The organism is Psychrosphaera ytuae (assembly GCF_017638545.1).
Taxonomy (GTDB): Bacteria; Pseudomonadota; Gammaproteobacteria; order Enterobacterales; family Alteromonadaceae; genus Psychrosphaera; species Psychrosphaera ytuae.
The window spans coordinates 987,844-1,012,023 of record NZ_CP072110.1 but is presented as its reverse complement, the minus strand read 5'-3'; the positions used below and the strand labels follow the sequence as shown (position 1 = coordinate 1,012,023).

General features: G+C 42.2%; 25 protein-coding genes. 11 read left to right on the top strand and 14 right to left on the bottom strand.

Annotated elements, in window-relative coordinates; all coding sequences use genetic code 11:
• Positions 1–10 precede the first annotated feature (10 nt).
• A complete protein-coding gene (locus tag J1N51_RS04460) occupies positions 11–2,047 on the top strand; it encodes a methyl-accepting chemotaxis protein (protein WP_208832775.1) in 2,037 nt (678 codons plus the stop codon).
• 32 nt (positions 2,048–2,079) lie between these two features.
• On the opposite strand, the gene J1N51_RS04455 is transcribed toward J1N51_RS04460, so the two are convergent.
• From J1N51_RS04455 to J1N51_RS04445, 3 genes are all read right to left on the bottom strand, one after another.
• On the bottom strand, positions 2,080–2,799 hold the full coding sequence (locus J1N51_RS04455; RefSeq protein WP_208832774.1) for a UDP-2,3-diacylglucosamine diphosphatase: 720 nt from the start codon (positions 2,797–2,799) through the stop codon (positions 2,080–2,082).
• 51 nt (positions 2,800–2,850) lie between these two features.
• Positions 2,851–3,345, bottom strand: a complete 495-nt coding sequence (locus tag J1N51_RS04450; RefSeq protein ID WP_208832773.1) for a peptidylprolyl isomerase — start codon at positions 3,343–3,345, stop codon at positions 2,851–2,853.
• A 171-nt stretch (positions 3,346–3,516) separates the two neighbouring features.
• Positions 3,517–4,179, bottom strand: a complete 663-nt coding sequence (locus J1N51_RS04445; RefSeq protein ID WP_208832772.1) for an SDR family oxidoreductase — start codon at positions 4,177–4,179, stop codon at positions 3,517–3,519.
• A gap of 162 nt (positions 4,180–4,341) precedes the next feature.
• Between J1N51_RS04445 and ylqF the strand changes: the two genes are divergently transcribed.
• From ylqF to J1N51_RS04430, 3 genes are all read left to right on the top strand, one after another.
• On the top strand, positions 4,342–5,271 hold the full coding sequence (gene ylqF, locus J1N51_RS04440) for a ribosome biogenesis GTPase YlqF (RefSeq protein ID WP_208832771.1): 930 nt from the start codon (positions 4,342–4,344) through the stop codon (positions 5,269–5,271).
• Positions 5,272–5,295: 24 nt separating this feature from the next.
• Positions 5,296–5,700: an acyl-CoA thioesterase gene (locus tag J1N51_RS04435; RefSeq protein ID WP_208832770.1), complete on the top strand. Its 405-nt coding sequence runs from the start codon at positions 5,296–5,298 to the stop codon at positions 5,698–5,700.
• Positions 5,701–5,772: 72 nt separating this feature from the next.
• Positions 5,773–6,081: a 4a-hydroxytetrahydrobiopterin dehydratase gene (locus tag J1N51_RS04430; protein ID WP_208832769.1), complete on the top strand. Its 309-nt coding sequence runs from the start codon at positions 5,773–5,775 to the stop codon at positions 6,079–6,081.
• A gap of 65 nt (positions 6,082–6,146) precedes the next feature.
• Here J1N51_RS04430 and J1N51_RS04425 read toward each other — a convergent pair whose 3' ends face one another.
• From J1N51_RS04425 to cmoA, 11 genes are all read right to left on the bottom strand, one after another.
• Complete coding sequence (locus tag J1N51_RS04425; protein ID WP_208832768.1) at positions 6,147–6,851, bottom strand: DUF445 domain-containing protein; 705 nt, start codon at positions 6,849–6,851, stop codon at positions 6,147–6,149.
• Between the two features lie 76 nt (positions 6,852–6,927).
• The gene (locus J1N51_RS04420) at positions 6,928–7,368 is read right to left on the bottom strand and encodes a YebG family protein (RefSeq protein WP_208832767.1); all 441 of its coding nucleotides are present in this window, start codon (positions 7,366–7,368) and stop codon (positions 6,928–6,930) included.
• A 190-nt stretch (positions 7,369–7,558) separates the two neighbouring features.
• On the bottom strand, positions 7,559–8,788 hold the full coding sequence (serA, locus tag J1N51_RS04415) for a phosphoglycerate dehydrogenase (protein WP_208832766.1): 1,230 nt from the start codon (positions 8,786–8,788) through the stop codon (positions 7,559–7,561).
• Between the two features lie 103 nt (positions 8,789–8,891).
• On the bottom strand, positions 8,892–9,545 hold the full coding sequence (gene rpiA, locus J1N51_RS04410; RefSeq protein ID WP_208832765.1) for a ribose-5-phosphate isomerase RpiA: 654 nt from the start codon (positions 9,543–9,545) through the stop codon (positions 8,892–8,894).
• A gap of 37 nt (positions 9,546–9,582) precedes the next feature.
• The gene (locus J1N51_RS04405; protein WP_208832764.1) at positions 9,583–10,185 is read right to left on the bottom strand and encodes a 5-formyltetrahydrofolate cyclo-ligase; all 603 of its coding nucleotides are present in this window, start codon (positions 10,183–10,185) and stop codon (positions 9,583–9,585) included.
• Positions 10,186–10,190: 5 nt separating this feature from the next.
• Positions 10,191–10,952: a DUF3108 domain-containing protein gene (locus tag J1N51_RS04400; protein WP_208832763.1), complete on the bottom strand. Its 762-nt coding sequence runs from the start codon at positions 10,950–10,952 to the stop codon at positions 10,191–10,193.
• On the bottom strand, positions 10,945–11,586 hold the full coding sequence (gene purN, locus J1N51_RS04395) for a phosphoribosylglycinamide formyltransferase (protein WP_208832762.1): 642 nt from the start codon (positions 11,584–11,586) through the stop codon (positions 10,945–10,947). Before purN ends, J1N51_RS04400 begins: the two co-directional genes overlap by 8 nt.
• Positions 11,587–11,674: 88 nt before the next feature.
• The gene (purM, locus tag J1N51_RS04390) at positions 11,675–12,712 is read right to left on the bottom strand and encodes a phosphoribosylformylglycinamidine cyclo-ligase (RefSeq protein WP_232842858.1); all 1,038 of its coding nucleotides are present in this window, start codon (positions 12,710–12,712) and stop codon (positions 11,675–11,677) included.
• Between the two features lie 68 nt (positions 12,713–12,780).
• Positions 12,781–13,680 (bottom strand): LysR family transcriptional regulator, encoded by a 900-nt coding sequence (locus J1N51_RS04385; RefSeq protein ID WP_208833318.1) that lies wholly within the window; start codon positions 13,678–13,680, stop codon positions 12,781–12,783.
• A gap of 15 nt (positions 13,681–13,695) precedes the next feature.
• Positions 13,696–14,664 (bottom strand): tRNA 5-methoxyuridine(34)/uridine 5-oxyacetic acid(34) synthase CmoB, encoded by a 969-nt coding sequence (gene cmoB / locus J1N51_RS04380; protein ID WP_208832760.1) that lies wholly within the window; start codon positions 14,662–14,664, stop codon positions 13,696–13,698.
• Between the two features lie 44 nt (positions 14,665–14,708).
• Positions 14,709–15,434 carry a carboxy-S-adenosyl-L-methionine synthase CmoA gene (gene cmoA / locus J1N51_RS04375; RefSeq protein ID WP_208832759.1) on the bottom strand — a complete coding sequence of 242 codons (726 nt, stop codon included), beginning with the start codon at positions 15,432–15,434 and terminating at the stop codon, positions 14,709–14,711.
• 241 nt (positions 15,435–15,675) lie between these two features.
• Here cmoA and J1N51_RS04370 point away from each other — a divergent pair, with 241 nt between their 5' ends.
• From J1N51_RS04370 to tolQ, 7 genes are all read left to right on the top strand, one after another.
• A complete protein-coding gene (locus J1N51_RS04370) occupies positions 15,676–18,459 on the top strand; it encodes a diguanylate cyclase domain-containing protein (RefSeq protein ID WP_208832758.1) in 2,784 nt (927 codons plus the stop codon).
• 160 nt (positions 18,460–18,619) lie between these two features.
• Positions 18,620–20,398, top strand: coding sequence for an aspartate--tRNA ligase (gene aspS, locus J1N51_RS04365; RefSeq protein ID WP_208832757.1), 1,779 nt, complete (start codon positions 18,620–18,622; stop codon positions 20,396–20,398).
• A 7-nt stretch (positions 20,399–20,405) separates the two neighbouring features.
• On the top strand, positions 20,406–20,930 hold the full coding sequence (gene ruvC / locus J1N51_RS04360; protein ID WP_208832756.1) for a crossover junction endodeoxyribonuclease RuvC: 525 nt from the start codon (positions 20,406–20,408) through the stop codon (positions 20,928–20,930).
• Positions 20,931–20,980: 50 nt separating this feature from the next.
• The gene (gene ruvA / locus J1N51_RS04355; protein WP_208832755.1) at positions 20,981–21,589 is read left to right on the top strand and encodes a Holliday junction branch migration protein RuvA; all 609 of its coding nucleotides are present in this window, start codon (positions 20,981–20,983) and stop codon (positions 21,587–21,589) included.
• 15 nt (positions 21,590–21,604) lie between these two features.
• Positions 21,605–22,612, top strand: coding sequence for a Holliday junction branch migration DNA helicase RuvB (gene ruvB, locus J1N51_RS04350; protein ID WP_208832754.1), 1,008 nt, complete (start codon positions 21,605–21,607; stop codon positions 22,610–22,612).
• 470 nt (positions 22,613–23,082) lie between these two features.
• Positions 23,083–23,481 carry a tol-pal system-associated acyl-CoA thioesterase gene (gene ybgC, locus J1N51_RS04345; protein WP_232842857.1) on the top strand — a complete coding sequence of 133 codons (399 nt, stop codon included), beginning with the start codon at positions 23,083–23,085 and terminating at the stop codon, positions 23,479–23,481.
• The gene (gene tolQ, locus J1N51_RS04340; protein ID WP_208832753.1) at positions 23,471–24,175 is read left to right on the top strand and encodes a protein TolQ; all 705 of its coding nucleotides are present in this window, start codon (positions 23,471–23,473) and stop codon (positions 24,173–24,175) included. Before ybgC ends, tolQ begins: the two co-directional genes overlap by 11 nt.
• The last annotated feature ends 5 nt before the right edge of the window (positions 24,176–24,180 follow it).

Below are 24,180 nucleotides of genomic sequence, written 5' to 3'. Positions count from 1 at the left end.
ATCAACACTTATGTTTAAAACATTTTTTCGTCCAGCAACCTTGTTAATGAACAAGCTACGGTTTGGGTACAAGTTTACCTTAATCGTGCTTTTGTTTTTTGTACCATTAATTATTTTGGCCATCAATTACGTCAGTTTGGTCAAAAAAGAAATCGTTCACAGTGAAAACGAGCTCGAGGCTGTAGCTTATATTAAAAAAGTTGACGCCAAACAGTTCGAATTAGTTCAATTAATTATTGATGATATGCATTGGCGTTCTGGGCAAACCATTCCTCCAAATCAAACACGTGCAATTGATAATTATATTGAGAGCTTAAATACGTTGATTGTTCCAGAGTTACTTGGCGAGCAAGCAACGAAGCAGTTTAAGGCCCAGCTAGAAGAGTTAAAAACAGTCATAAAAGAAAAAACGAGCACCGTGGGTTCAGCCCAGTGGCGCAGCCCGACTGATAAAATGCAGCACCTCAGTGCAATTATTGAAGAATTTAATAACACTTATCCTTTGTTAGCCAATATCAAGGGCTTAACGAATGACCCTGACATTGACACGGTTTTGTTATCTAGACTTCTTATTGAGAAGCGCTTGCCAACACTGAATGTATTATTACGAGGGTATGGCTTATCAATGTATGCTGTCGGTGAACCTCAAGTATCATCAGGCACTTTTGACAGTTTAAGTTTTATTTCTGACGACCTTGCGGCCGAGCTAAATACCATCCAAGAACTTAACAACGTGGTGAGAGGACAGGACAAGCGTTTGACCACCTTGGTCTCCGCAGATGTGGAGAACCTTACTTTGCTGGTCGATAACGCGCTGATGTACATCGAAGAGCAGTTCTTAATTGCAGATGATATTGTCCTCACTCAAGCGCAGCTAACTGAACACGTTAATAATGAATTAAATGCTTTTTATGCCGGAAAAGCAGCTTTATTTGATGAGTTCGAAACTCGATTGGAACAAAGAGTTTTTGTTAACACTCGTAACTTTTATATATTGATTGCGTTGGTGTCAGTGTCTTTACTGTTGGTGATTTACCTTTTTGTCGGTATGAGTTTGTCCATTTCGATCACAACTAAGAGCCTAACTCGAGTGGCCAGAAGTTTAGCTGACGGCGACACAACAGTCAGCGCCAAAACCTTGACTAAAGATGAGCTCGCTGAGGCAATTGACGCTTTCAATCAGATGGCAATCAATGTTCATAACTTGGTGCAAGCTGTTCAATCAGCATCACAAGGTGTAACTAATCAAGCCCAAGCCGTAGAAGAGTTGTCTCATCAGACGGGGCAAGCTGTCGCATCGCAATTAGGTGATACCGAAGCCATTACTCATGCTATCGAGGAGTTGCTGGAGGCAGTCTCGGTTGTATCAGAAAATACGTCAATCGTAGTGAACTCACTTAACAGTGCGACAGAGCAAACTGAAAAAGGCCGCGAAACACTTGCAGATGCGCGTCAAGCAACCGATGAGTTAGGTAGAGAAATAAAACATTCGGTTGAGGTTATTCATCAATTATCGCAACAAAGCGACAGCATTAACCAAGTGCTAGATGTGATCAAGGGCATCGCTGAACAGACTAATTTGTTGGCATTAAACGCAGCTATCGAAGCGGCACGAGCGGGTGAACAAGGTCGTGGTTTCGCTGTTGTTGCGGATGAAGTGAGAGGACTGGCAAAGCGCACACACGACTCTACGTCTGAAATTCAAAGCACGATTTTGACCCTACAAGACGGTGTGCAAAAAGCAGTACAAGCGATGACACGTTCTGATCAACAAGCGACTCGAACCATAGAAGAGTCAGCAAAACTAGAGGAGGCGTTAGACCACATCAGCGCGTCCGTTGCCCAGATCAATGAGCAAAATACGGCAACAGAACAAGCTACACAGCGTCAACAAGGTTTAGCGTCGAAAATAGAACAGAGCCTAACATCAATTAGTGAGGTGTCTGGGGTTACAGACCAAAACGTAAAAGACTCTATTGAGGCGACCAATCGACTGGGTAAGTTTGTTACTAAACTTGAATCTATGTTGGAGAAATTTAAAACCTAACCGAATGATTAGGTTTTACAGTAGCTAAATATCTAAGAGGAAAAGGGCAGGGCGACTAACGTCCCGCCCTTTTTATTAATTACTAAGGCAGAGCCTTGTTCGTACCAATCACCCACGACCATTCGTTGTGAGCCATTGGCAAGCTTGTGAAGGTTGGGACGGTGTGTGTGACCGTGAATTAACCAGTCACATCCGGTCTCTTTGATCACTCGTTCGACTTCTCGTTGGGCCACGTCCATAATCTCTTCAGACTTGTAAGCTTGGCTCTGTTTGCTTTTTTGACGAATGTCAGCGGCGATTTGACGGCGCTTTTTCAGAGGCAACAGTTGCATAAACGTTTGCCACCACCATGAACGACTTTTCTTTCGAAACTTTTGATAGTCGACATCATCAATACAGAGCTGATCACCGTGCATAAATACAACGGAATGGCCGTAGAGGTTTTGTTGATATAACTCTGGCAATAACGTCATACCAGCGCGCTCACAGTATTTTTTACCTAACAAGAAATCGCGGTTACCTTGACAGAAAAATACTGGCGTCGAACGACTAAACAACTTAATTGCTGTTGCGATCTTGCTAGTAAATTCATTGATGTCGTCATCACCTATCCAAGCCTCGAACAAGTCTCCCAAAATATACAAGGCATCGTGTTTATTTTCGTTTTCATTTAAAAACCCAATAAAACAATTGGTTATATCTGGGCGATCGTCCGATAAGTGTAAATCGGCTATGACCAAGGTAGATGACATAAAAGTAACTCTATTTTTGGCAATTAAAATTGAATGCTAAACCTGAGTGAATTACTCGACGATTTCTGCTTTTTCAATCACGATGTCTTCAACAGGAACATCTTGATGCATACCAAAACGACCTGTTTTTACTTCTGAGATCTTGTCAACCACTTCCATGCCTTCAACAACTTTGCCGAATACGCAGTAGCCCCAGCCTTGTGAGCTTTCGCTAGTGAAGTTTAAGAAGCCATTGTCTACGCTATTGATGAAAAACTGTGAGCTTGCTGAATGAGGATCCATTGTACGAGCCATTGCTAAGGTGCCACGTTCGTTTTTAAGACCGTTGTTGGCTTCGTTTTGGATTGGTGCATTGCCGTCTTTTTCTTCCATACCAGGAGCCATACCGCCACCTTGAACCATGAAGCAAGGAATCACACGGTGAAAAATAGTGTTGTTATAAAAACCAGACTCAACGTAATTTAAGAAGTTTTGTGCTGTTACAGGCGCTTCTTCTTTAAATAATTCAATTTTGATTTGACCAAAGTTTGTTGTAAATAAAACCATGATAGTTCCTAAGTTTGTGATTGAAGAAAAGTTGTATGCGATTGCTTTTGAGCATTAACAACTTCAAAGATGAGTTAATTTTACCTATTTTTTTGGATAAAGACCGCAACAAATTTAAAAAGCAGCGGGGTATGCTGCTTTTTGTGCTCAAACTTGGTTATTTAAAGAGTGTTACCAAGGTAGGGGTTCGCCATTACTGTGCCAAAATCCACCAGTATTCTCTAAGTTTAACTCTTCTATACGTTGTAGCAGGCCTTCTGCAGCCTCGTCTGGCGTAATATGACCACCAAAGTTAACCATTCGAGTTTGTACATAACCAGGGTGAAGTAGGGCGACGGCAATACCTTGGTCTTTTAGGTCTAAAGCCAATGACTTACCGATGGCATTGAGCGCGGCTTTAGAGGCGCGATAGCCGTAGCGACCACCTGAGCCATTGTCTTCGATAGAGCCCATACGACTAGTAATGTGGGCGACTTTGCTACCCGAAGTTAAATTATCTAGTAATGCCTCTGTGACCATTAAAGGGGCTAGTGTGTTGATTTCGAATTGAGCTCGAATCGAATCATAATCAATACTGCCAAGTTGTTCGTCTTGCAACAGTCCTGCGTTATTAATGAGTAGATCTACTTTTGTGTCACCAAGGATCTTTTTAACTTGCTCGATGTGCTCAGCATCAGTCACATCGATACCACTGATCACCATACCTGCGACTTCCTCTAATTCTTCTGAGTCAGTCCGGCAAACGCCAATAACATCCCAACCTTTTGCGGCAAGTTGTTGAGCCATGGCCAAACCGATACCGCGATTGGCGCCTGTGATCACTGCTGTTTTCATAATGTGGTCCTTAGTCTTATTTGTGACAAATCATTTGTAATGCGTGCTTGTAGTGTGGGTACGACTTAGGTGTTTTTCAATATTTTTGGCGATATTAGGCGTTTAACCCATCCACACAAAAAGGTAGAATAACGCCCATTATTACTAGATTGGAGAGCCGACGTGGCGATCAATTGGTTTCCTGGCCATATGCACAAGGCCAGAAAAGAGATTGCGGAAATCATGCCGCAAGTGGACGTGATCATTGAAATACTGGACGCGCGAATTCCATTTTCAAGTGAAAACCCTCTTATTCCCAACTTGCGTGGCGATACACCTGTTTTAAAAGTACTGAATAAATCAGACCTAGCTGATCCGGTACAGACTGAGATTTGGTTAAATCATTTTAAGTCACAACGAGATATTGATGCGATTGCGGTAACTCAGCACGATCCTAAATCCATTAAAGACTTAATCCCTCGATTGCAAGAGCTCGTGCCGCACCGCGTTGGTCAAGATAAGCTGTTAAGAGCCTTGATTTGTGGTATTCCAAATGTAGGTAAGTCGACCACTATTAATATCTTAGCTGACCGCGTAATTGCCAAAACCGGCAATGAAGCGGGTGTAACCAAAGCACAACAGCGTATCCGTTTAGAAAATAACGTGGTACTGCATGACACGCCTGGATTTTTGTGGCCAAAGTTAGAGCCAGAAGATTGTGGTTATCGTTTGGCGATCACAGGTGGCATCAAAGACACAGTAACCGAAAAAGAAGACATCGCTTATTACGCTATCGAGTACATCATGGAGCATTATCCGCAATTGTTGATGGAGCGTTATCAAATCGAAGAAATGCCTCAGCAACCAATTGATGTTATGGACCTAATTGCCCAAAACCGCAGTTGTGTTCGAAAAGGCGGTATTGCTGACTTGTATAAGGTGTCGGAGATCATCCTCAACGAATACCGCTCGGGAACCATGGGGCGAATTACTCTAGAAACGGTCGAGCTTGCTGAGCAAGCTAAAGCATTCATCGCCGAAAAAGAAGCCGAGCGCGAAGCAAACAAAGATAATGAAGGCGCTAAAAAGAAAAAGCGTCGCAAAAGAAAATAAGTCACAAAGACAAAAGGAAGTTCAATGAATAAAACGAGTTTGATAAAAGTGCGCGGATACCACTTAGACGTATATCAACACGTCAACAATGCGCGTTATCTTGAGTTTTTGGAAGAAGCACGTTGGCAGTATCTTGAAGAGAGTGGTGATATTGAATACTTTAGCTCTTTGGGATTTGCATGGGTAATCGTTAATATCAACATTAACTATCGAGCCAGTGCATATATGGGAGATACGTTGGAGTTAACTACAACGTTGTCTAAAATTGGCAACAAAAGTGCGGTGTTTCACCAAGTGATCACCAAAGCGGGAACCGACAAAGTTGTTGTCGATGCAGACATTACCTTCGTAGTTATAGATCAAAAGTCTGGTAAAGCAGTACCGATAGAAGGTGACTTACTTGCGCGTATGCAAGCCCACTTAGACTAACATTCAAAGACATTACAAATATTGAAAAATAAGCGCCGGAAGTAGAAGGCGCAATAATCAACAGGAAAAATCATGTCAGCAACAAAGTTAAGTGAAACCGAACTGCAACAAGCATTATCTGAAATCAATGGTGAATTGGCTGCAGATAAACAATGGGAAATCGTAGAGGGTAAGTTACACAAAGAGTTTGTGTTCAAAAACTTTATTCAAGCTTTTGGATTTATGACTCAAGTGGCAATTCATGCTGAAAAACTGATTCATCACCCAGAGTGGTCAAACGTATGGAACAAGGTCGTGATTGATTTGGTAACGCACGATGTTGATGGCATCAGTGACCTAGATATAAAAATGATCAAGCGTATTGAAAAGCTGGTGGCTTAACTTAGCTTTTGATTTCAATATAGAAAACGGTGGCTGAGGCCACCGTTTTTGTATTCGTATTATTGTTACAAAAGGCTATGCATGATGAAACCAATGAGGCCACCAAAAACACCACCCCAAATGACCAGCCACCCTAAGTGAGATTTAATCATTTCTTGGACAAGCGTTTTAACCATCGCCGGGGTCAACTCATCGAGTCGTTGCTGAACTATGTGGTCTACTTTTTCACTAACATTCGACATCGAACCACTGCTGCCCAACTGAGCCTTGAGCTTTTCAGCGAACTCGTCAGATTGAGTGATCTCAACCATTGATGACTTTAAGTTTTCTACGAACGGTTCACGTAATGGTATTAACGCGTCGGTACCACCAAACATATTCAACATTCCACCAAACGAACTTTGTTGTATTGTTGATACTAACGAGTCAAACGCTGGCGACATGTCTGTTTCATTAATCAGTGGTGCCAAATCAAAATGATGTGCTTCACCAGATTGTTCGGTTAAAAATTTGTCTATGTTTTCCTGAGTAAAAAACTGCTCCATGATCAAGGTGCGAATGGCGGTTTTAAACTCTTCAAACTTGAGTTGAACGATACCAGAACCATACAGACCAGGTACTTTTTCAAACAGCATATGTACCGCGATCCAGTTGGTTAAAGCGCCAGATAGCGCAAACATACCGATATAAAACAGCCAATCTAATTTAGCTAAGTGACCTGCAATACATAATGCTGCAGCAATAACGTTAGTAATTAGGCTTTTGTTCAATTAAGTTCTCCTTGGATTGATTTAGGCTTCAACATAGGTCAAAGCCTATTGTATCCATAGACTTAATTTTTGTTAATTAGGCTGCGTCATCTTTTTCAATGACAAAATCAATAAGGTTGTCCTCTATGTCATCAGAGTGAACGTCGGACTCGGATTCACTCTGGATCTTTTTTGTCGAAACCTCATCATTGATATCTAATTGAGCCTGGTTTTCACTTTTGGCTTTTGAAGATTTACTTTTGTTAGCTTTGCTAACGGGTTTCTTTTTGGCCTGCAGTGCTATCAGAACCTCTTCACGTTGCTTGGCAAGGAAGATACTTAACGCTTCGCATTGTTCATCGGCGAGTTTAAGTTCGCCCTGAAGTTCATTAGATTGCAACAATTCAAACATGCCATCTGCCATGTCTAACATCTTGTCATATTCATCAGCCGCGCGTTTGTCAGTAAATGTCATGACTTCTTGTTCCTTATTGCTTTTGTCGGTACGTATAACGACATAACGAGTTTCAACCGCCATAGCTATCTCCTAGTGATACAAGCTTACTGTGGACTTTATTTTTATACTGTATGAATAAACAGTAATCTAGAATTAAATAAAGTACAAGCATTAAAATAAAAAAGCCCCCAATTAAATTGGAGGCTTAACCGAATAAACTACTGTAGCTCTTTATTTGGTGCTTTCACCGCCATAAAAAGCCTTATCTGGATTAGTGAAGCAGTCTGGCTTTAACTGTACCTGGAATAGATTTAAGCTCATCTAACGCCGTTTCACTGTCGTCAGTATCGACGTCAATAACGACATAACCAATCTTTTCATCGGTTTGAAGGTATTGAGCGGCAATGTTGATGTTGTGCTTAGCAAAAGCTTCGTTAATTTTGGTCAACATACCAGGTTGGTTTTTGTGGATGTGTAGCAAGCGACTGCGGCCTGTGTGCTCTGGAAGTGACACTTCAGGGAAGTTAACGGCAGAAAGTGTAGAGCCATTGTCAGAATACTTAGCTAATTTACCCGCTACTTCGATACCGATATTTTCTTGTGCTTCTTGTGTTGAACCACCAACATGCGGGGTCAGGATGACATTATCTAGGCCACGAAGAGGTGAAATAAATTCTTCATCGTTTGATTTAGGCTCAACAGGAAACACGTCGATAGCTGCACCGGCTAAATGGTCGCTTTTAAGTGCCTCGGTGAGTGCCTCAATGTCGACAACGGTACCGCGAGAAGCATTGATTAAAATGGCTCCTTTTTTCATCTTGGCTAGTTGTTTAGCTGACATTAAGTCTTTGGTTTGTGGGGTTTCGGGTACGTGTAAAGAAATAACATCAGAGGTAGCTAACAAGTTGTCTAAAGAGAGGTCTTGTTCTGCGTTGCCAAGTGTCAGTTTGTTTTCGATGTCATAAAAGCGAACTTTCATTCCGATGTTTTCAGCCATGATACCCAACTGAGTACCTATGTGGCCGTATCCGATGATGCCTAGGGTTTTGCCTCTAGCTTCAAATGAGCCTACTGCTGATTTTTGCCAAACACCGCGATGGGCTAGGGCGCTTTTAGCAGGAATGCCACGGATAAGAAGTAAAATTTCACCTAGGACTAGTTCCGCAACAGAACGGGTATTAGAAAACGGCGCATTAAAGACAACGGTGCCTTTTTCTCTCGCTGCCTCTAGGTCAACCTGATTAGTACCAATACAGAAGCAACCAATAGCAACAAGCTTGTTAGCATGGGCTAATACTTCTCTTGATAAATGGGTGCGCGAACGTATACCAATAAAGTGAACGTCTTTGATTTTTTCAATCAATTCCTGTTCAGGAAGGGACGTTTTTAAGTATTCGATGTTGTCATAGCCTTGGCTTTTGAGAGTGTCTACCGCACTTTGGTGTAGACCTTCAAGCAGTAAAATTTTGATTTTGTGTTTTGCTAGTGACACGTTTTCCATTAAGTCGTCCAATGTTTCTGTTGGGTTAAAGTTAGAATTAATACTCTATTTACAGGTTAAAAAAAAGGCCGAACCTAAGTTTAGCCTAATTTTTCTAATGGGTTTATCGCTTCGTCACACCAGACTTTGAGCCGATAATGACGTGGTCTGCACCGCGGTGAGCAAACAAACCGTTGGTCACGACACCCACAATATTATTCAACATTTGTTCTAGGTGGCGAGGCTGGGCGATCTTCATATCGTAGACATCGAGGATGACATTACCATTGTCTGTAACGACTCCTTCTCGGTACACGGGACTACCACCGAGCTTAACGATTTCTCTTGCCACATAGCTGCGCGCCATCGGAATAACTTCGACAGGCAACGGAAACTCACCCAAAAAATGAACCAGTTTGGTCTCATCGACAATACATACAAACTTTTTGGCAACCGCAGCAACAATTTTTTCGCGAGTTAACGCTGCGCCACCGCCTTTGATCATTGCGTTATCTTCGTTGATTTCGTCGGCACCATCAACGTAGACATCAAGATCCGGCACACTGTTTAAATCAAACACTTCTATACCGTGTTGCTTTAAGCGTTCGGTTGACGCTTCTGAACTAGACACAGCTCCTATAATTTTGTGTTTTATGGTCGCTAACCCATCGATAAAGTGATTGACGGTAGAACCTGTTCCTACGCCGACAATCGTCTCTGCTTCGATGTAATCAAGTGCTGCCAAAGCGGCTGCTTTTTTCATTTCGTCTTGTGTCATAGTTTTCTCTATTCGCGAAGTTATAGGTTCAATAGGGTTACTGGTTGTATTTGATAATTCGAGTTGGGGTAATAATAACGTCAATGGGGACATCCCAAGCTTCAGTAGGTAACTTTTTAACTTCTTGACAGTCGTGGGCTAAACCTACCAATAACGGTCGGACTGCTTTATCACTAATAGGTTGAAGCTGTGCAAGGGTGCGGTCGTAATAGCCGCCTCCCATTCCCAATCGATTACCTTGAGCATCAAAGGCTACGAGGGGCATAAATATCACATCAATAGTGCTAATTGGTCCAACACTACTGGCTTCTGGCTTAGGCTCTTGGATACCGTATTTATTATTGTGCCATTGAGTATGTCGATTAACGGACTGAAAATTCAGATACCCTTTTGTAAATGGGTGCAAAACAGGGAGTAAAAGATCAAACTCGCGCTCTTTTAATTGTTCGATTAAAGGCCCAGTATCAATTTCACCATCGTTAGTTAAATAGAGCGCAACACGGTGAGGGGCATTGTGCATTTCATCAAATAGTTTATTGACTTGAAGCAACAACTGAATTGATGCAACTTTTTGCTGGGCTAGCGTCAACGAATTACGGCGTTGACGGATCTCAGAGCGTAATTGTTGACGAGATTCCATACTGACTAAATCTTACTGGCCGAGTAGCTTTTAATAACTAGGTCGTACTGCTCGACGCCTTTTTTCATTCGCCACAAGCGAGCCAGCACATAGTCTAACTCAGGAATGAACCAAGCGTGTTGAGCATAAAACTTGCGATCTTCATAAACACGGGCCACTTTTATCGCTTTGAATCGACCCATCCCTGTGCTGATCAGCTCTTCGCCGACGACTTCGAATTGATACTCTCGAAGCTCACCACTGTTAGAAACCATGGTGTAAGATAAGTCTTTCTTGCCATTCATAAGATCTAATTGGATCTGCATGTGCATGGTCATTTCGTCTAACCAACCTGGCTGGCCTTGCTCTGGTGCCGCGTCTCGTTTTGGACGAGGTTCGATGATCACCTTGTTATCGGCTTGAAATTCAATGGAGAGTTTTTTGTCCGAGCCTGTACCACTGCGTTCATATTTGTATGACAAAGGTGATACTTGCCCGTTTTCCATTTTAAAAATACTGACTTCTTCTCGTTTGTCAGAAAAGATCAACCACTCTAGTTCACTCTCTAAACTCAAAGAGTATTGGTTCTCAGCTAACTGACTAAATTTTCGCTCACCTTGTCCTAACAAGTCACCTTGTCGGTACATGTCGTACACGGCATAAAAAGAAACGATATCTAATTCTTTTGGCGAGTTTGCCAAAGTAGCCGCTGGTAACAAACACGCAGTCGCTGTGAGAAAAACTAAAGTGGCTTTTTTTAGTCTTGTCAGCTGAGACATTTTAATCATCGTTAGCATAACCTTGTTCAGGTAGAAGTAAGTCGTCTAAATATACGCCATCTGATTGTAAACGTAATCTTTTTTCACACAACCATTTTACGACTAATGGGTAGATCATGTGTTCTTGAACGTGAACGCGTTCTGCCAAAGTGTCAGCGGTATCGTCTTCAAAAACCGGCACCTTAGCCTGAAGAATAACTGGGCCACCATCTAGTTGCTCGTTTACGTAGTGAACGCTACACCCGTGCTCGGTATCGCCGGCGTCAATGGCACGTTGATGAGTATTAAGGCCTTGGTATTTTGGTAAAAGTGAAGGATGAATATTGATTAAACGCCCGGTGAACTGATCGACAAAACCAGCCGTTAATATCCGCATAAAACCAGCGAGGACAACGACATCGGGTTTGTACTGCTCGATAGTGTTGGCAAGTTCGGCATCATAGCTTTCACGTGAATCGTATTGAGTATGGTCAACGATATGGGTAGCAATGTTGTGATTTGAGGCACGTTGCAAGCCAAATGCAGATGACTTGTTGGAGATTACAGCAACGACGTCTCCCGCAATTTTACCGGTTTCGGTTGAGTCGATAATCGCTTGTAAGTTTGAGCCATTGCCTGAAATTAAAACGACAATTTTAGCCATGGTAACCCTTTTTTAATTTTGTTAGGACAACAGAGTAAAGTACTCTGTTGTCATTGATCGCCATTTGGTGAAGTCAATTCGAAAACAATTAAATGATTTCGACTTGTTCTTCATCGCCTTTAGACGCTTTGATTTCACCAATGTGCCAAGCATTTTCACCAGCGTCTTTCAAAATCTTTAAGCTCTTATCTAGATCTTCGGCAGCGACGGCTAAAATCATTCCTACACCACAGTTAAAGGTGCGGTACATTTCATGACGGTCGATATTGCCATTTTGTTGTAGCCAATTAAATACCGCAGGCCATTGCCATGATTGTTCATTAACTACAGCTTTTGTTGCTTCCGGTAATACGCGTGGGATGTTTTCCCAGAAGCCACCACCAGTGATGTGGGACAAGGCGTGTACGTCAACTTGTTTTAATAGCTCTAAGGTTGATTTAACATAGATTTGTGTCGGTGCCATTAAGTGGTCCGCTAGAGGCTTACCTTCGTAATCAGCGTTCAAATCGGCGCCAGAAACTTCAATGACTTTGCGAATTAGAGAATAACCATTTGAATGAGGGCCCGATGAGCCTAAGGCAATAAGTTGATCGCCAGGTTGAACTTTAGAGCCATCAATGACTTTGGATTTTTCTACAACACCAACACAAAAACCTGCCATATCGTAGTCGTCACCTTCGTACATACCTGGCATTTCTGCAGTTTCACCACCGATAAGTGCACAACCTGACAGTTCACAACCATCTGCAATACCGCTCACAACATCTGCAGCTACATCAACGTTTAGTTTGCCTGTTGCGTAATAATCTAAGAAGAATAATGGTTCAGCACCTTGAACAATTAGGTCATTCACACACATTGCAACTAAATCGATACCAACTGTGTCGTGTTTTTTAAGGTCAATTGCCAAGCGCAATTTGGTACCAACGCCATCGGTTCCTGCGACTAATAGTGGCTCCTTATAACCCGTCGGCAATTGGCATAATGCGCCAAAGCCACCCAAGCCACCCATAACTTCAGGGCGAGTAGTACGTTTTACTGCGCCTTTAATGCGTTCAACTAATGCGTTGCCCGCATCGATATCTACACCAGCGTCTTTGTAGCTTAAAGATTGATTGTTGCTCAATGTTTTGTCCTCAAAAGTGGGGTGGTTACTTCGTATGTCCATTCTATTTGGTAAATCATACTCAGCTGTTATTCATCGTATTGTTGTAAAATTAAATCACGTAACAAAGTTGCGCCTGGACCCAATTGGTTTGGTCTTGGTACAACTAAGTTGATTAACACTTCACGATTTCGAAGTGCACTTAAATTAAGTTCGACTAATTCATCGCCGGCATTTGAACTGGCCACAATGTGTCTGGGTATCCAACAAAAGCCTGTTCCTCTGCGTAAAATATCAATCGCCTGATGAAAAGTACTTACGGTCCAACGTTGTTCTGCTTTTAACCAGCCCTGGCTTTCCTGTGGAGACTGACTAGTATCGCTAATGACGATTTGTAATTCGTGCGTGAGTTCTTCAATGTCTAATGGAATATCGGTACCAGCACGCTCAGCGAGCGGGTGATTGACACCACAATAGGCAGAAAACCCAACACTTTCTAAACTTGTACCGGGAAAGCCTTTTGGTACTTCGCCACCGACAAAAACCAAGTCGGCCGAATGGTCGATTATGCGCTCTTTGGTCCCAGTTAAAACTTCGTCTTCAATGCGGACACGAGTTCCTCTTGCCTGCGGGTAAAACTGCTCAAGGGCATTGTAAAGCTTGTCTTTGGGGTAGATGGTTTCGGTTGCGACAACAATTTCTGACTCCCAGCCAGATGTGATGTTCTCTGCTAGTTGTTCTAGTTCTTCGACGTTTTGAGTAAGCAGTCGAGAGCGGCGAAGCATTACTTCACCTTCTTTTGTTAGATAGGCTTTGCGTCCGCGCACTTGAAGTAATTGTACTCCGAGCGTGTGTTGTAATTTAGCGACGGCATGGTTGAGGCTAGACTGGCTCTTATTGAGCGCTTCCCCTGCTTGTGCGTATCCGCCAAAGTCGACTACAGCTTGTAAAATTCTCCATTGCTCAATTGTCGATTTAGGGCGGTACAGGGGCATTTTCGTTCCTTATGCGTTCGCGATGAAAATAGCGCGAAGAGGAGCCGGGTACCCCTCTATTGTTTTGTTGGGGTCGTTGGGATCCAAAAAGTCTTCTAGCGACTCAGTGTCAATCCAATCTGTTTTGCGCTGTTCTTCTAGCGTTGTTTGGTCGATATTGACGAGTCGTATGTTAGTAAAACCGACTTTTTTCAGCCAACCCTCGAGTGCTTTAGCACTGGGAATAAACCAGACGTTGCGCATTTTGGCATATCTGTCTTCTGGGACGAGTACTGTGTTTTCGTCGCCGTCAATAATGAGCGTTTCTAAAATTAGCTCACCACCTTTGGTCAATTGAGCTTTGAGCTGTTGCAGGAAGTCCATAGGCGATTTGCGATGATATAGAACGCCCATTGAAAAAACCGTATCAAACGAACGCAAAGGAGGTAAATCATCAATACCAAGGGGAAGCAGGTTAACCGCAGGATCTTGAATAAAGTGTTGAACAGCCATGAATTGCGCAAAAAACAACTGAGTAGGGTCAATTCCAACGACAAACTTTGCGCCTGCTCCACGCATGCGCCATAAGTGATAACCACTACCACAGCCAACATCCAAGACATAGCGATCTGACAAGTCTGAAATGTGCGGTGCTAAGCGCTCCCATTTAAAGTCTGAGCGCCATTCAGTATCAACGTGAATACCGTGAAGGTGATAAGGACCTTTACGCCAAGGCTTAAGCTGCATTAAGTGATGAATGGTTTTCTTTTGTAACCCTTGAGGCATAGGTTCAAATGACGTGACCTGAACCTTGTCTTTTAGGTTGACTCGGTCGGCCTTCATTTGAGGAAGCAATTCGATATTTTTCATCCATTGCTTATATTCACCATGCAAATTACCTGAATGCCAATCATTCAGTTGCTTTGGCAAAGACTCTAGCCAATGTGACAATCGATTTTGCGCGATTTGCGCGTAAAACGGGTTAAAAATGTCAGTCATAATATGGGCAGTTAAATCACAATTTTCGTTGAATGAATAAAACGCTAACTTTTGATCGCAATAAACGACCCAAAGTTAAAACACTGGTACCAACACGATACGCTGTTAAAGCCGACGTCATTCAATCTTTGTATATGGGCGTCATGATAATCTATTTTCATCACGTTTTCGATGGCACTTCGCTTTTGACTGATTTCTAATTCGCTATAACCATTTGCTCGTTTAAAATCGAGATGTAAATCATTGAGCGCATTGTTGATGTTTTCGTCTTGCCATCGAAACTTTTCTGACAAAATAAACACACCACCTGGCTTTAAACCGTCAAAGATTTTTTGCACTAACGCTTGTCGTTGTTCTGGGGCAATGAATTGTAGAGTAAAGTTCATAACGACTACCGAGGCGTTTTTAATCTTAATGTTATTGATATCATTACATTGAATCTCGACAGGAATGTCTGACTTAAAGGCGTTTACATGTAATCGACAGCGCTCAACCATAGCTTCGCTGTTGTCGACTCCGATGATTTTACAATTATCTGCATCAACAAACTTGCGCATAGAAATCGTCGCGGCACCTAGGCTACAACCTAAATCGTAAATGTTGGAGTTTGATTGTTGGAATTGTTTAGCGAGCTTGCCAATAGAGCTTACAATTGTTGTATAGCCTGGGACACTGCGCTGAATCATATCGGGAAACACTTCGACAACAGAACGGTCAAAGGTGAAGTCTTCTACTTTATCTTGTGGCGTAGCGTATATGTTGTCGCGCATTACTAACCCAATGAATAAATTGATGATCGTCAATAACTATTTTTTCACGCTATCTAAACAAGAAGGGAATCTGAGTGATAACTGCAGTCCTTGGTGAAAAATTAAACTTGGCGATACTGAAATTTTTTGTTACAACTGTCGTGTTAGGGAACAATTATAAATATAACTCGGGAAGATTCCTATCCTTATGATGTCGTTTTTAATCAGGATGAATAAAAATCTACTGCTTTTTAGCTTACTCTTGGCCTCATTTTTCGCGGTAGCAGATCAAACATCTTCTCAATCTAATCAACCCCAACCCATAAAAGTCGCTGTATCTGATGCGATGATTCCTTACTTCTTTATCGATAAAGGTCAACCTACTGGCTATGTGGTCGATGTATGGAAACTATGGAGTGAGGTAAATAACCATCCGGTAGAGTTTATTGTTTCCGATTGGGCTACATCGATTAGTAATGTCGAACAAGGTATTGCAGACGTACATGGCGCTCTTGAACAAGTAGAAGTCAGAACCAAAACATTGGATTTTGGAGGTCGAGTTTATGCTACCCCAATTAATTTGTATTTACACCGCGACACGGCTTTTAGTTCGACCGTAGAAGAAGCGCTTCCTTACCTAATTGGTTATAGCGAAGAACGAGAATTAGACGAAGTATTACTCTCAAAATTACCTGATGCAACCTTAAAGCCGTACCAAGGCTGGACTAGCTTATTCGAAGCTGCTGTACAGGGTAAAATAAAGGCATTCGTTGCTAATGACTTTTTTGCATTTAGGTATCAAGGATATGAGAACCTCAAAGATTTATTCCCTCCATACAAAGCTATTAAAATCGGTGAGAGTGTTACTCAGTTTGCAGTTAAAAAGGGCAATCGCACTGCATTAAAACTATTTGAACGAGGTTTTGGTAAATTATCGGAACAACAATGGCGCGAGGTCTACGACAAGTGGTTTGGCCGAGATGTTGCCGATGATACGTTACTTTTGAGTTTTACTGTGGGCGCTGAGCCTTTTATGGGAGTAAACTCAGACGGAAAACCAGAAGGGTTATTCATCGACCTTTGGCAGCAGTGGGCAGAAGAAACGGGTAAAAAAATTCGCTTCATGCCAAATACTATGGAGCTTGCACTACAAGCCGTTCGCAACGGTCAAACTGACATCCACATTGGCTTTCCAGAAAGTCTTGCCGTTAACACTGGGTTGCCTAGAGCTCGTCACTTATATTCCACTTATTCCAGTTTGTTTGTTTACGATCGTTATGATTTTAGTCAAGGCGTCAACCAACTCGATGGAGAAACCATTGGGATGTACTTGGCCGCTCCTTATCAAAAGCGCTTTCAGGCTAAATACCCCAAAATCAATATCAAGCATTATGTCAGTTTGGATGAAGCAATTAACGCTTCTATTACAGGCGAGATAAAAGGCTTTGTAACGTCCACTCAAATGACTCAACAACGTCTAGAAGAAAACAACATAGAACACAGATTTCACCAGGTTTTAGACGTAAATTACGAGGCCAAGGTTTATGCGTTGGTTTCACCTGATTCAAAGTCATTGATTAAAGATATTAACGATGGGTTTGATTCGATGGACAAAGAGACGTTTATCGAGCTTGAGTCTAAATGGGTAAAGGATAGCCGCTCGCGTTATTTCAGTTCGATGAAAAAAGAGTTTCGACTCGATGCACGAGAGGCTAATTGGATCAATGAAAACCCTGTAATGGACGTCGCAATCGTACAGGATTGGAAGCCGTATGAATTTGTAAATGACGATGGCGAAATTGCAGGTATCAGTCGAGATATGTTTGCCATCGCAGAGAGTCTGACAGGACAAAAGTATAACTTTGTGGTTTATCCAACATGGGATGAGTTATACCAGGACTTTGTTACAGGCCAAGTCGATATCGTAGCTAATATTACTGCGTCGGAACAACGTCGCTCATTCGCGAACTTCACATCAGCCTACTGGCGTACACCGTGGTCAGTGATTACTCACAAATCCACGGATAATATTGCTTCGATTAACCAACTTTATGGCAAGCGAGTCGCAATTATCCAAGGCTACCAAATCATTAAAGAAATCCATGACAAACATCCACAAATCATTATTCATGTTGTGAAGGATTTTGATGAAGCACATGAGTTGTTAAAGGCAGGCATTATTGATGGGATATTGGACTTGATGAGCGTGTCTGCTCAGTACATACAAGATAATTCTTTATATCAATTTAAGATTCATGTTTTGGAAGAAATGGGATCTGACAATGCTCATATTGGTGTTAGAAAAGAATTGGTCATTCAATCTCGTATTTTAGAAAAAGTCGTTAATTCATTATCCGAATCTGACATAGAAGAGATCCTTAAAAAATGGCATAAAGTAGATGTTGTTGCAGGTATAAAAGCCGAAGTTTATTTCCGTAACATTACAATTGTCATTGCCCTTGGCGGATTGATTTGTGGTGTCATTCTGATGTGGAATCGCAAACTAAAAAATGAAATATTGCGTCGTGAACGGGCGGAGAAAAAGTTAAAACACCTTGCCACGCATGACGTATTAACGGGTCTACCGAATCGAGCACTTCTATCTGATCGACTTAAACACGCGATCGAAATTCACGCTAGAAATCACAAACAATTAGCGCTGCTGTTTTTGGATTTAGATGGATTTAAACACGTCAACGACACTTATGGTCATGACCTAGGGGATGAGCTGTTAATAGAAGTAGGCAAGCGTCTAAGTAAAATAAGCCGTAGCTCAGATACTGTCGCAAGGTTTGGTGGCGATGAGTTTGTGGTACTGGTTACCAACTTAGCCGATACTCAATTGGCTGCAAAAATCAGTGAAAAAATCATTACTGATTTGTGTGAGCCGTTTGAACTTTCTAATGCGACGGTAACAATAGGCTGCTCTATAGGAATCGGTTGTTTCCCAATGTCGGGACACAATATAAATCGATTGATTAAGAGCGCCGACGACGCCATGTATAAAGTCAAAGCTAATGGCAAAAACAGCTATGCATTTGCTTAACAAATATACAGTTAAAACCAGACTTTAAATCAATTGTCACTGGGCGCAAATCAAGCGGTGACATTGACCGTCAAATCCTTATAATAATCCGCAATTTTTTGATTCAAACAGCAAGGTCGACAAATAGCTCGACCAATATGCAATGCTAAATAGGAATATTATGCGCACTCATTATTGTGGCCAGCTAAATAAAAGCTTGGTTGATCAAGAAGTCACATTGTGTGGCTGGGTAAACAAACGCCGTGATTTAGGTGGTTTGATCTTTTTAGATATCCGTGACCGTGAAGGTTTAGTACAAGCGGTTGTTGACCCAGATGAAACAGCGATATTTGGTACTGCTGAAAAACTTCGAAATGAATTTTGTATCAAAGTCTCAGGCGTTGTCCGCGCCCGCCCTGAAAGCCAAATCAACAAAGATATGGCGACAGGTGAAGTTGAGTTATACATCAAAGGGTTAGAAATCCTAAATAGCTCAGCGCCACTACCACTTGATTTTAATCAAGAAAACTCTGAAGAAGCTCGTTTGCGCTATCGTTACTTAGACCTACGTCGTCCTGTAATGAACCAACGCTTACAGTTCCGTTCTAAGGTAACAAGTGCGGTTCGTCGTTTCTTAGACGACAATGGTTTCTTGGATATGGAAACGCCAATTCTTACGAAAGCGACACCAGAAGGTGCACGTGACTATCTAGTTCCAAGCCGTACACACAAAGGTGAGTTTTTTGCCTTGCCTCAGTCTCCTCAGCTATTCAAACAGCTACTAATGGTTGCCGGCTTTGACCGTTACTACCAAATCGTTAAGTGTTTCCGTGACGAAGATTTACGTGCCGACCGTCAGCCTGAATTCACTCAAATCGATATTGAGACGACATTCATGGACGGTAAGCAAGTAATGGCCATGACTGAAAAAATGGTTCGCAATGTGTTCAATGAATTATTGGATGTTGACTTAGGCGATTTCCCGTCAATGACTTATGCAGAGGCGATGCGTCGCTTTGGTTCTGATAAGCCAGACTTGCGTAACCCTCTTGAGCTAGTTGATGTTGCTGACATTCTTAAAGACGTTGAATTTAAAGTATTCAGCGGTCCTGCTAACGATGCCAAGGGTCGAGTTGCAGTAATCAAGGTTCCAGGTGGTGCTTCAATGACTCGTAAGAGTATTGATGGCTACACAGAGTTCGTTGGTAAATACGGCGCAAAGGGCATGGCGTGGATTAAGGTTAACGATGTTGCTGCCGGTATTGAAGGTTTGCAATCGCCAATCGTTAAGTTCTTAAACGAAGATGTTGCGGCACAATTAATCGAACGCACAGAAGCAAAAGACGGTGACATCTTGCTATTTGGTTCTGACACTAAAAATGTGGTTACAGACGCATTAGGTGCGCTTCGCCTTAAGCTTGGTGAAGACTTTGGCCTGGTTGAAGACAAGTGGGCGCCACTTTGGGTTGTTGACTTCCCAATGTTTGAAGAGCTAGAAGACGGTGCATTAACGCCGCTTCACCACCCGTTTACTGCACCAAGTAACATGACGCCAGCAGAACTGTCAGCTAATCCGGCAGAGGCATTGTCTGACGCATACGACATGGTCCTGAACGGTTGTGAATTAGGTGGTGGTTCGGTTCGTATCCACAACCAAGATATGCAAGCAGAGGTCTTCAAGATCTTAGGTATCAGTGATGAAGAAGCTGAAGAGAAGTTTGGCTTCTTACTAGACGCACTTCAGTACGGTGCTCCTCCGCACGCTGGTTTAGCGTTTGGTCTTGACCGTATGGTGATGTTAATGGTTGGTGCAGACTCGATTCGTGATGTTATGGCATTCCCTAAAACGTCAACTGCTGCGTGTCCGTTAACTTCGGCACCTGGTGTAGCAAACCCTGATGCGTTAGTTGAGCTAGGTATTCAAGTAATTCCAGCTGCAAACAACTCAGAAGAAGCATAAGCCAATCATGCCAGTTATTTTAGGGATCGATCCCGGCTCCAGAATAACTGGCTATGGTATTGTTCGCCAGCAGGGGAGCAAATTCAGCTACATAGGTAGTGGCTGTATTCGCACCCCTGAAGCGGATTTATCTATCAAACTCAATACTATCTTCGATGGTCTTAGAGAAATCATTCAACAATACCAACCAGAAACGTTTGCGATTGAACAAGTGTTTTTGGCTCATAATCCAGATTCCGCTTTAAAGCTAGGCCAAGCTCGTGGCGCAGCCATTATTGCAGCAACCCAAGCTGAGCTTCCTGTATTTGAATATTCCGCACGACAAATAAAACAAGCCGTTGTTGGCTCTGGTGGTGCTGATAAGACGCAGGTGCAGCATATGGTTCAACACATTCTAAAACTCACTGGCCGCCCGCAAGCTGATGCCGCCGACGCACTAGCCGTTGCGATTTGTCATGGTCACACTAACCAAAGCCTAATTAATATGGCTGGAGTTGCTAAAAAAACTGTCCGAGGTCGTTTACGCCGTTAAAATAACTGGGTATATTTACAGTTATTATTTTAATAACATTTAAGCGCGTTATGATTGGACGATTACTCGGCACCTTGGTCGACAAACAAGCCCCAGATATTTTAATTGACGTTAATGGCGTTGGTTATGAAGTACAACTTCCCCTCACTAGTTTTTATGAGTTACCTGAAGTAGGTCAGCAAGCGACAGTGTTTACTCACTTTGTGGTACGTGAAGATGCGCAGTTATTATATGGTTTTAACAGTAAACAAGAGCGAAGCTTATTTCGCCTTCTTATCAAGGCCAATGGCGTCGGTCCTAAGTTGGCCTTGACTATTTTATCAGGCTTAACCGCAGAGCAATTTGTACAATGTGTTCAACACGATGATGTGACAACCTTAGTTAAACTACCTGGTGTTGGTAAAAAGACCGCAGAACGTTTATTAATAGAAATGCGCGACCGAATCAAAGAGCTCAACATGGCGCCAGCTGAGCTGACAGCTCCACAAAATGTGGGGGCTTCACCTTTGATTACCAATAATGGTATGGACGATGCTATCGCAGCACTTATTTCATTAGGGTATAGTGCTCATCAAGCAAACAAAGCTGTAAAAGCGGTTTACAAAGATGGCGATGATAGTGAAGTCGTGATCCGTAATGCCCTAAAAAGCATGTTGTAATAAAGGAACAAGAGAATGATTGAAGCAGACCGCTTAGTAGGCGCTGAGTCGTTTGGTGAAGATGAGGTCATAGACCGCGCCATACGTCCAAAAATGTTGGCGGATTACCAAGGTCAACCTACGGTAAAGTCGCAGATGGAAATCTTTATTCAAGCGGCAAAAAATCGCAGCGAAGCGCTCGATCACCTGCTAATCTTTGGTCCTCCTGGGTTGGGTAAAACGACACTTGCAAACATTGTCGCTAACGAAATGGACGTCAGTATAAAGACAACCTCAGGCCCAGTCTTAGAAAAGGCCGGCGATCTCGCTGCCTTGCTAACTAACCTAGAAGAAAACGATGTTCTCTTCATTGATGAAATTCACCGACTTAGCCCAGTAGTAGAAGAAGTTCTTTACCCAGCGATGGAAGACTATCAGTTGGATATTATGATAGGCGAGGGCCCCGCAGCTCGTTCAATAAAACTCGATTTGCCCCCTTTTACCTTAATCGGTGCGACAACCCGTGCGGGCGCACTGACTTCGCCACTTCGCGACCGCTTTGGTATTGTACAAAGGTTAGAGTTTTATAAAGTCGCGGACTTGGCCAACATCATTCAGCGAAGTGCCAGCTGTCTAAACATGGAGATGACTGAGGATGCGGCGGTTGAAGTTGCTAAGCGTTCTCGCGGAACACCGCGAATTGCAAACAGATTATTAAGGCGAGTTCGCGATTATGCCGATGTGAAAAGCGATGGCAATGTTGATAGTCAAGTAGCCAAACAAGCATTAGATATGATTAATGTGGACAGTGAAGGGTTTGACTACATGGACAAAAAGCTACTGTCGACCATGATTGAAAAGTTTGATGGTGGTCCAGTTGGACTTGATAATATTGCCGCAGCAATTGGGGAAGAGAGGGATACGATTGAAGATGTCATTGAGCCGTACTTAATTCAACAAGGCTTTTTACAACGAACTCCAAGAGGACGAATTGCTTCGCCAAGAGCATATCAACATTTAGGATTTGATTTACCGACGGACTGACGTCGGTTTTTTTATTAAATTTTAGGCAAAAAAAAGCCCATTCATTGAATGGGCAAAAAACATATAAGGAATAAATTCCAGGGAACATGAATAGGAGAAGATAACTAATTCGTCTCTTCCGCTTCGAGCAAGTTGTGCTCAGAAGATGCGTGCATTCTATGGATGTAGAGTAAATACTTCAAACTAGAATAATTGCTCTTTTGCATTAGTTTTTCTAATTTTGAATATGTAGTTAAATTACATATTAGTGCTAATTAATTGATCATAAATGCTTGAATGTACCACATAGACTGATTTTCCGAGGTTTGTTTTAATTTTAAACAAATTAAAAATTACTAATGGTTGGATAAAAATTTAGATTTCAGTCAATATTTATGCATAAAAATTTAATTGAACGAATATAAAAAGCATTTGTCATTTATTTCAACGGTGACAAAAAGCAAAATTCACAACTGAAAAGGAACCCAATTTTGTTCACATTTCCGGTAAAAGTGTATTACGAAGACACGGATGCAGGTGGGATCGTCTATCACGCAAACTACTTAAAGTTTTGTGAACGAGCAAGAACTGAGCTTTTACTTGCATTAGGTATTGAACAAGACCGCTATCTTAAGCAGAATATAGGCTTTGTTGTTACTAAGATGGCCATTGAGTTTAAAGCGACCGCTAAGTTACATGAGTCGCTATCTGTGTACACAGAAATAAAACGATTAAAAAAAGTGTCTATCGAATTTGAACAGACAATAAAAAATCAACATCAGACAACCGTATTTAGCGCTAATGTCACGGTTGCCTGCATTAATCCTGAGAGTGGGAAGCCACAGGCTATTCCACCGGAAATTTTAGGGGAATTAAAAGGTGCAAGCTGAAATTAGTTTTTGGGGATTGTTTTTAGAGGCGAGTTTCATTGTTCAGCTAGTCATGCTGACTCTACTCGGCTTATCTATCTCATCATGGGCGATTATTTTTCAACGCCGCAAAGTACTTGCTGAAGCAGAAAACAAAACCAAAAAGTTTGAAGATCGCTTTTGGTCTGGTGTAGACCTTAGTCGCTTGTACAGTGAAATTACTGCGCGTCAAACGGTAGACGGTTTAGAGGCGCTATTTAAAGACGGATTTAAAGAGTTCGCACGATTAAAGAAAAACAGCATCGGTACTGCTCAAGTATACCTTGAGGGAACACACCGTGCGATGCGCGTCCGTATGTCGCGAGAAGTTGAAGATCTAGAGCGTCACTTGAGCTTCTTAGCTTCGGTAGGCTCAATTAGCCCTTATATTGGTTTGTTCGGAACTGTATGGGGTATTATGAATGCGTTTTTGGCTTTGGGCGAAGTTCAACAGGCTACCCTTAACATGGTCGCTCCTGGTATTGCAGAAGCGCTTATCGCAACGGCAATGGGATTATTTGCCGCTATTCCTTCGGTTCTTGCTTACAACAGTTTTGCTCATCGCGTTGAAAAGCTAGAGGGCAGCTACATTAATTTTACCGAAGAATTTTCAAATATTTTACACCGCCAAGTTACGGCAAATGTAAATACTTCTAACGTAAATACCTCAGCATAAGGTCC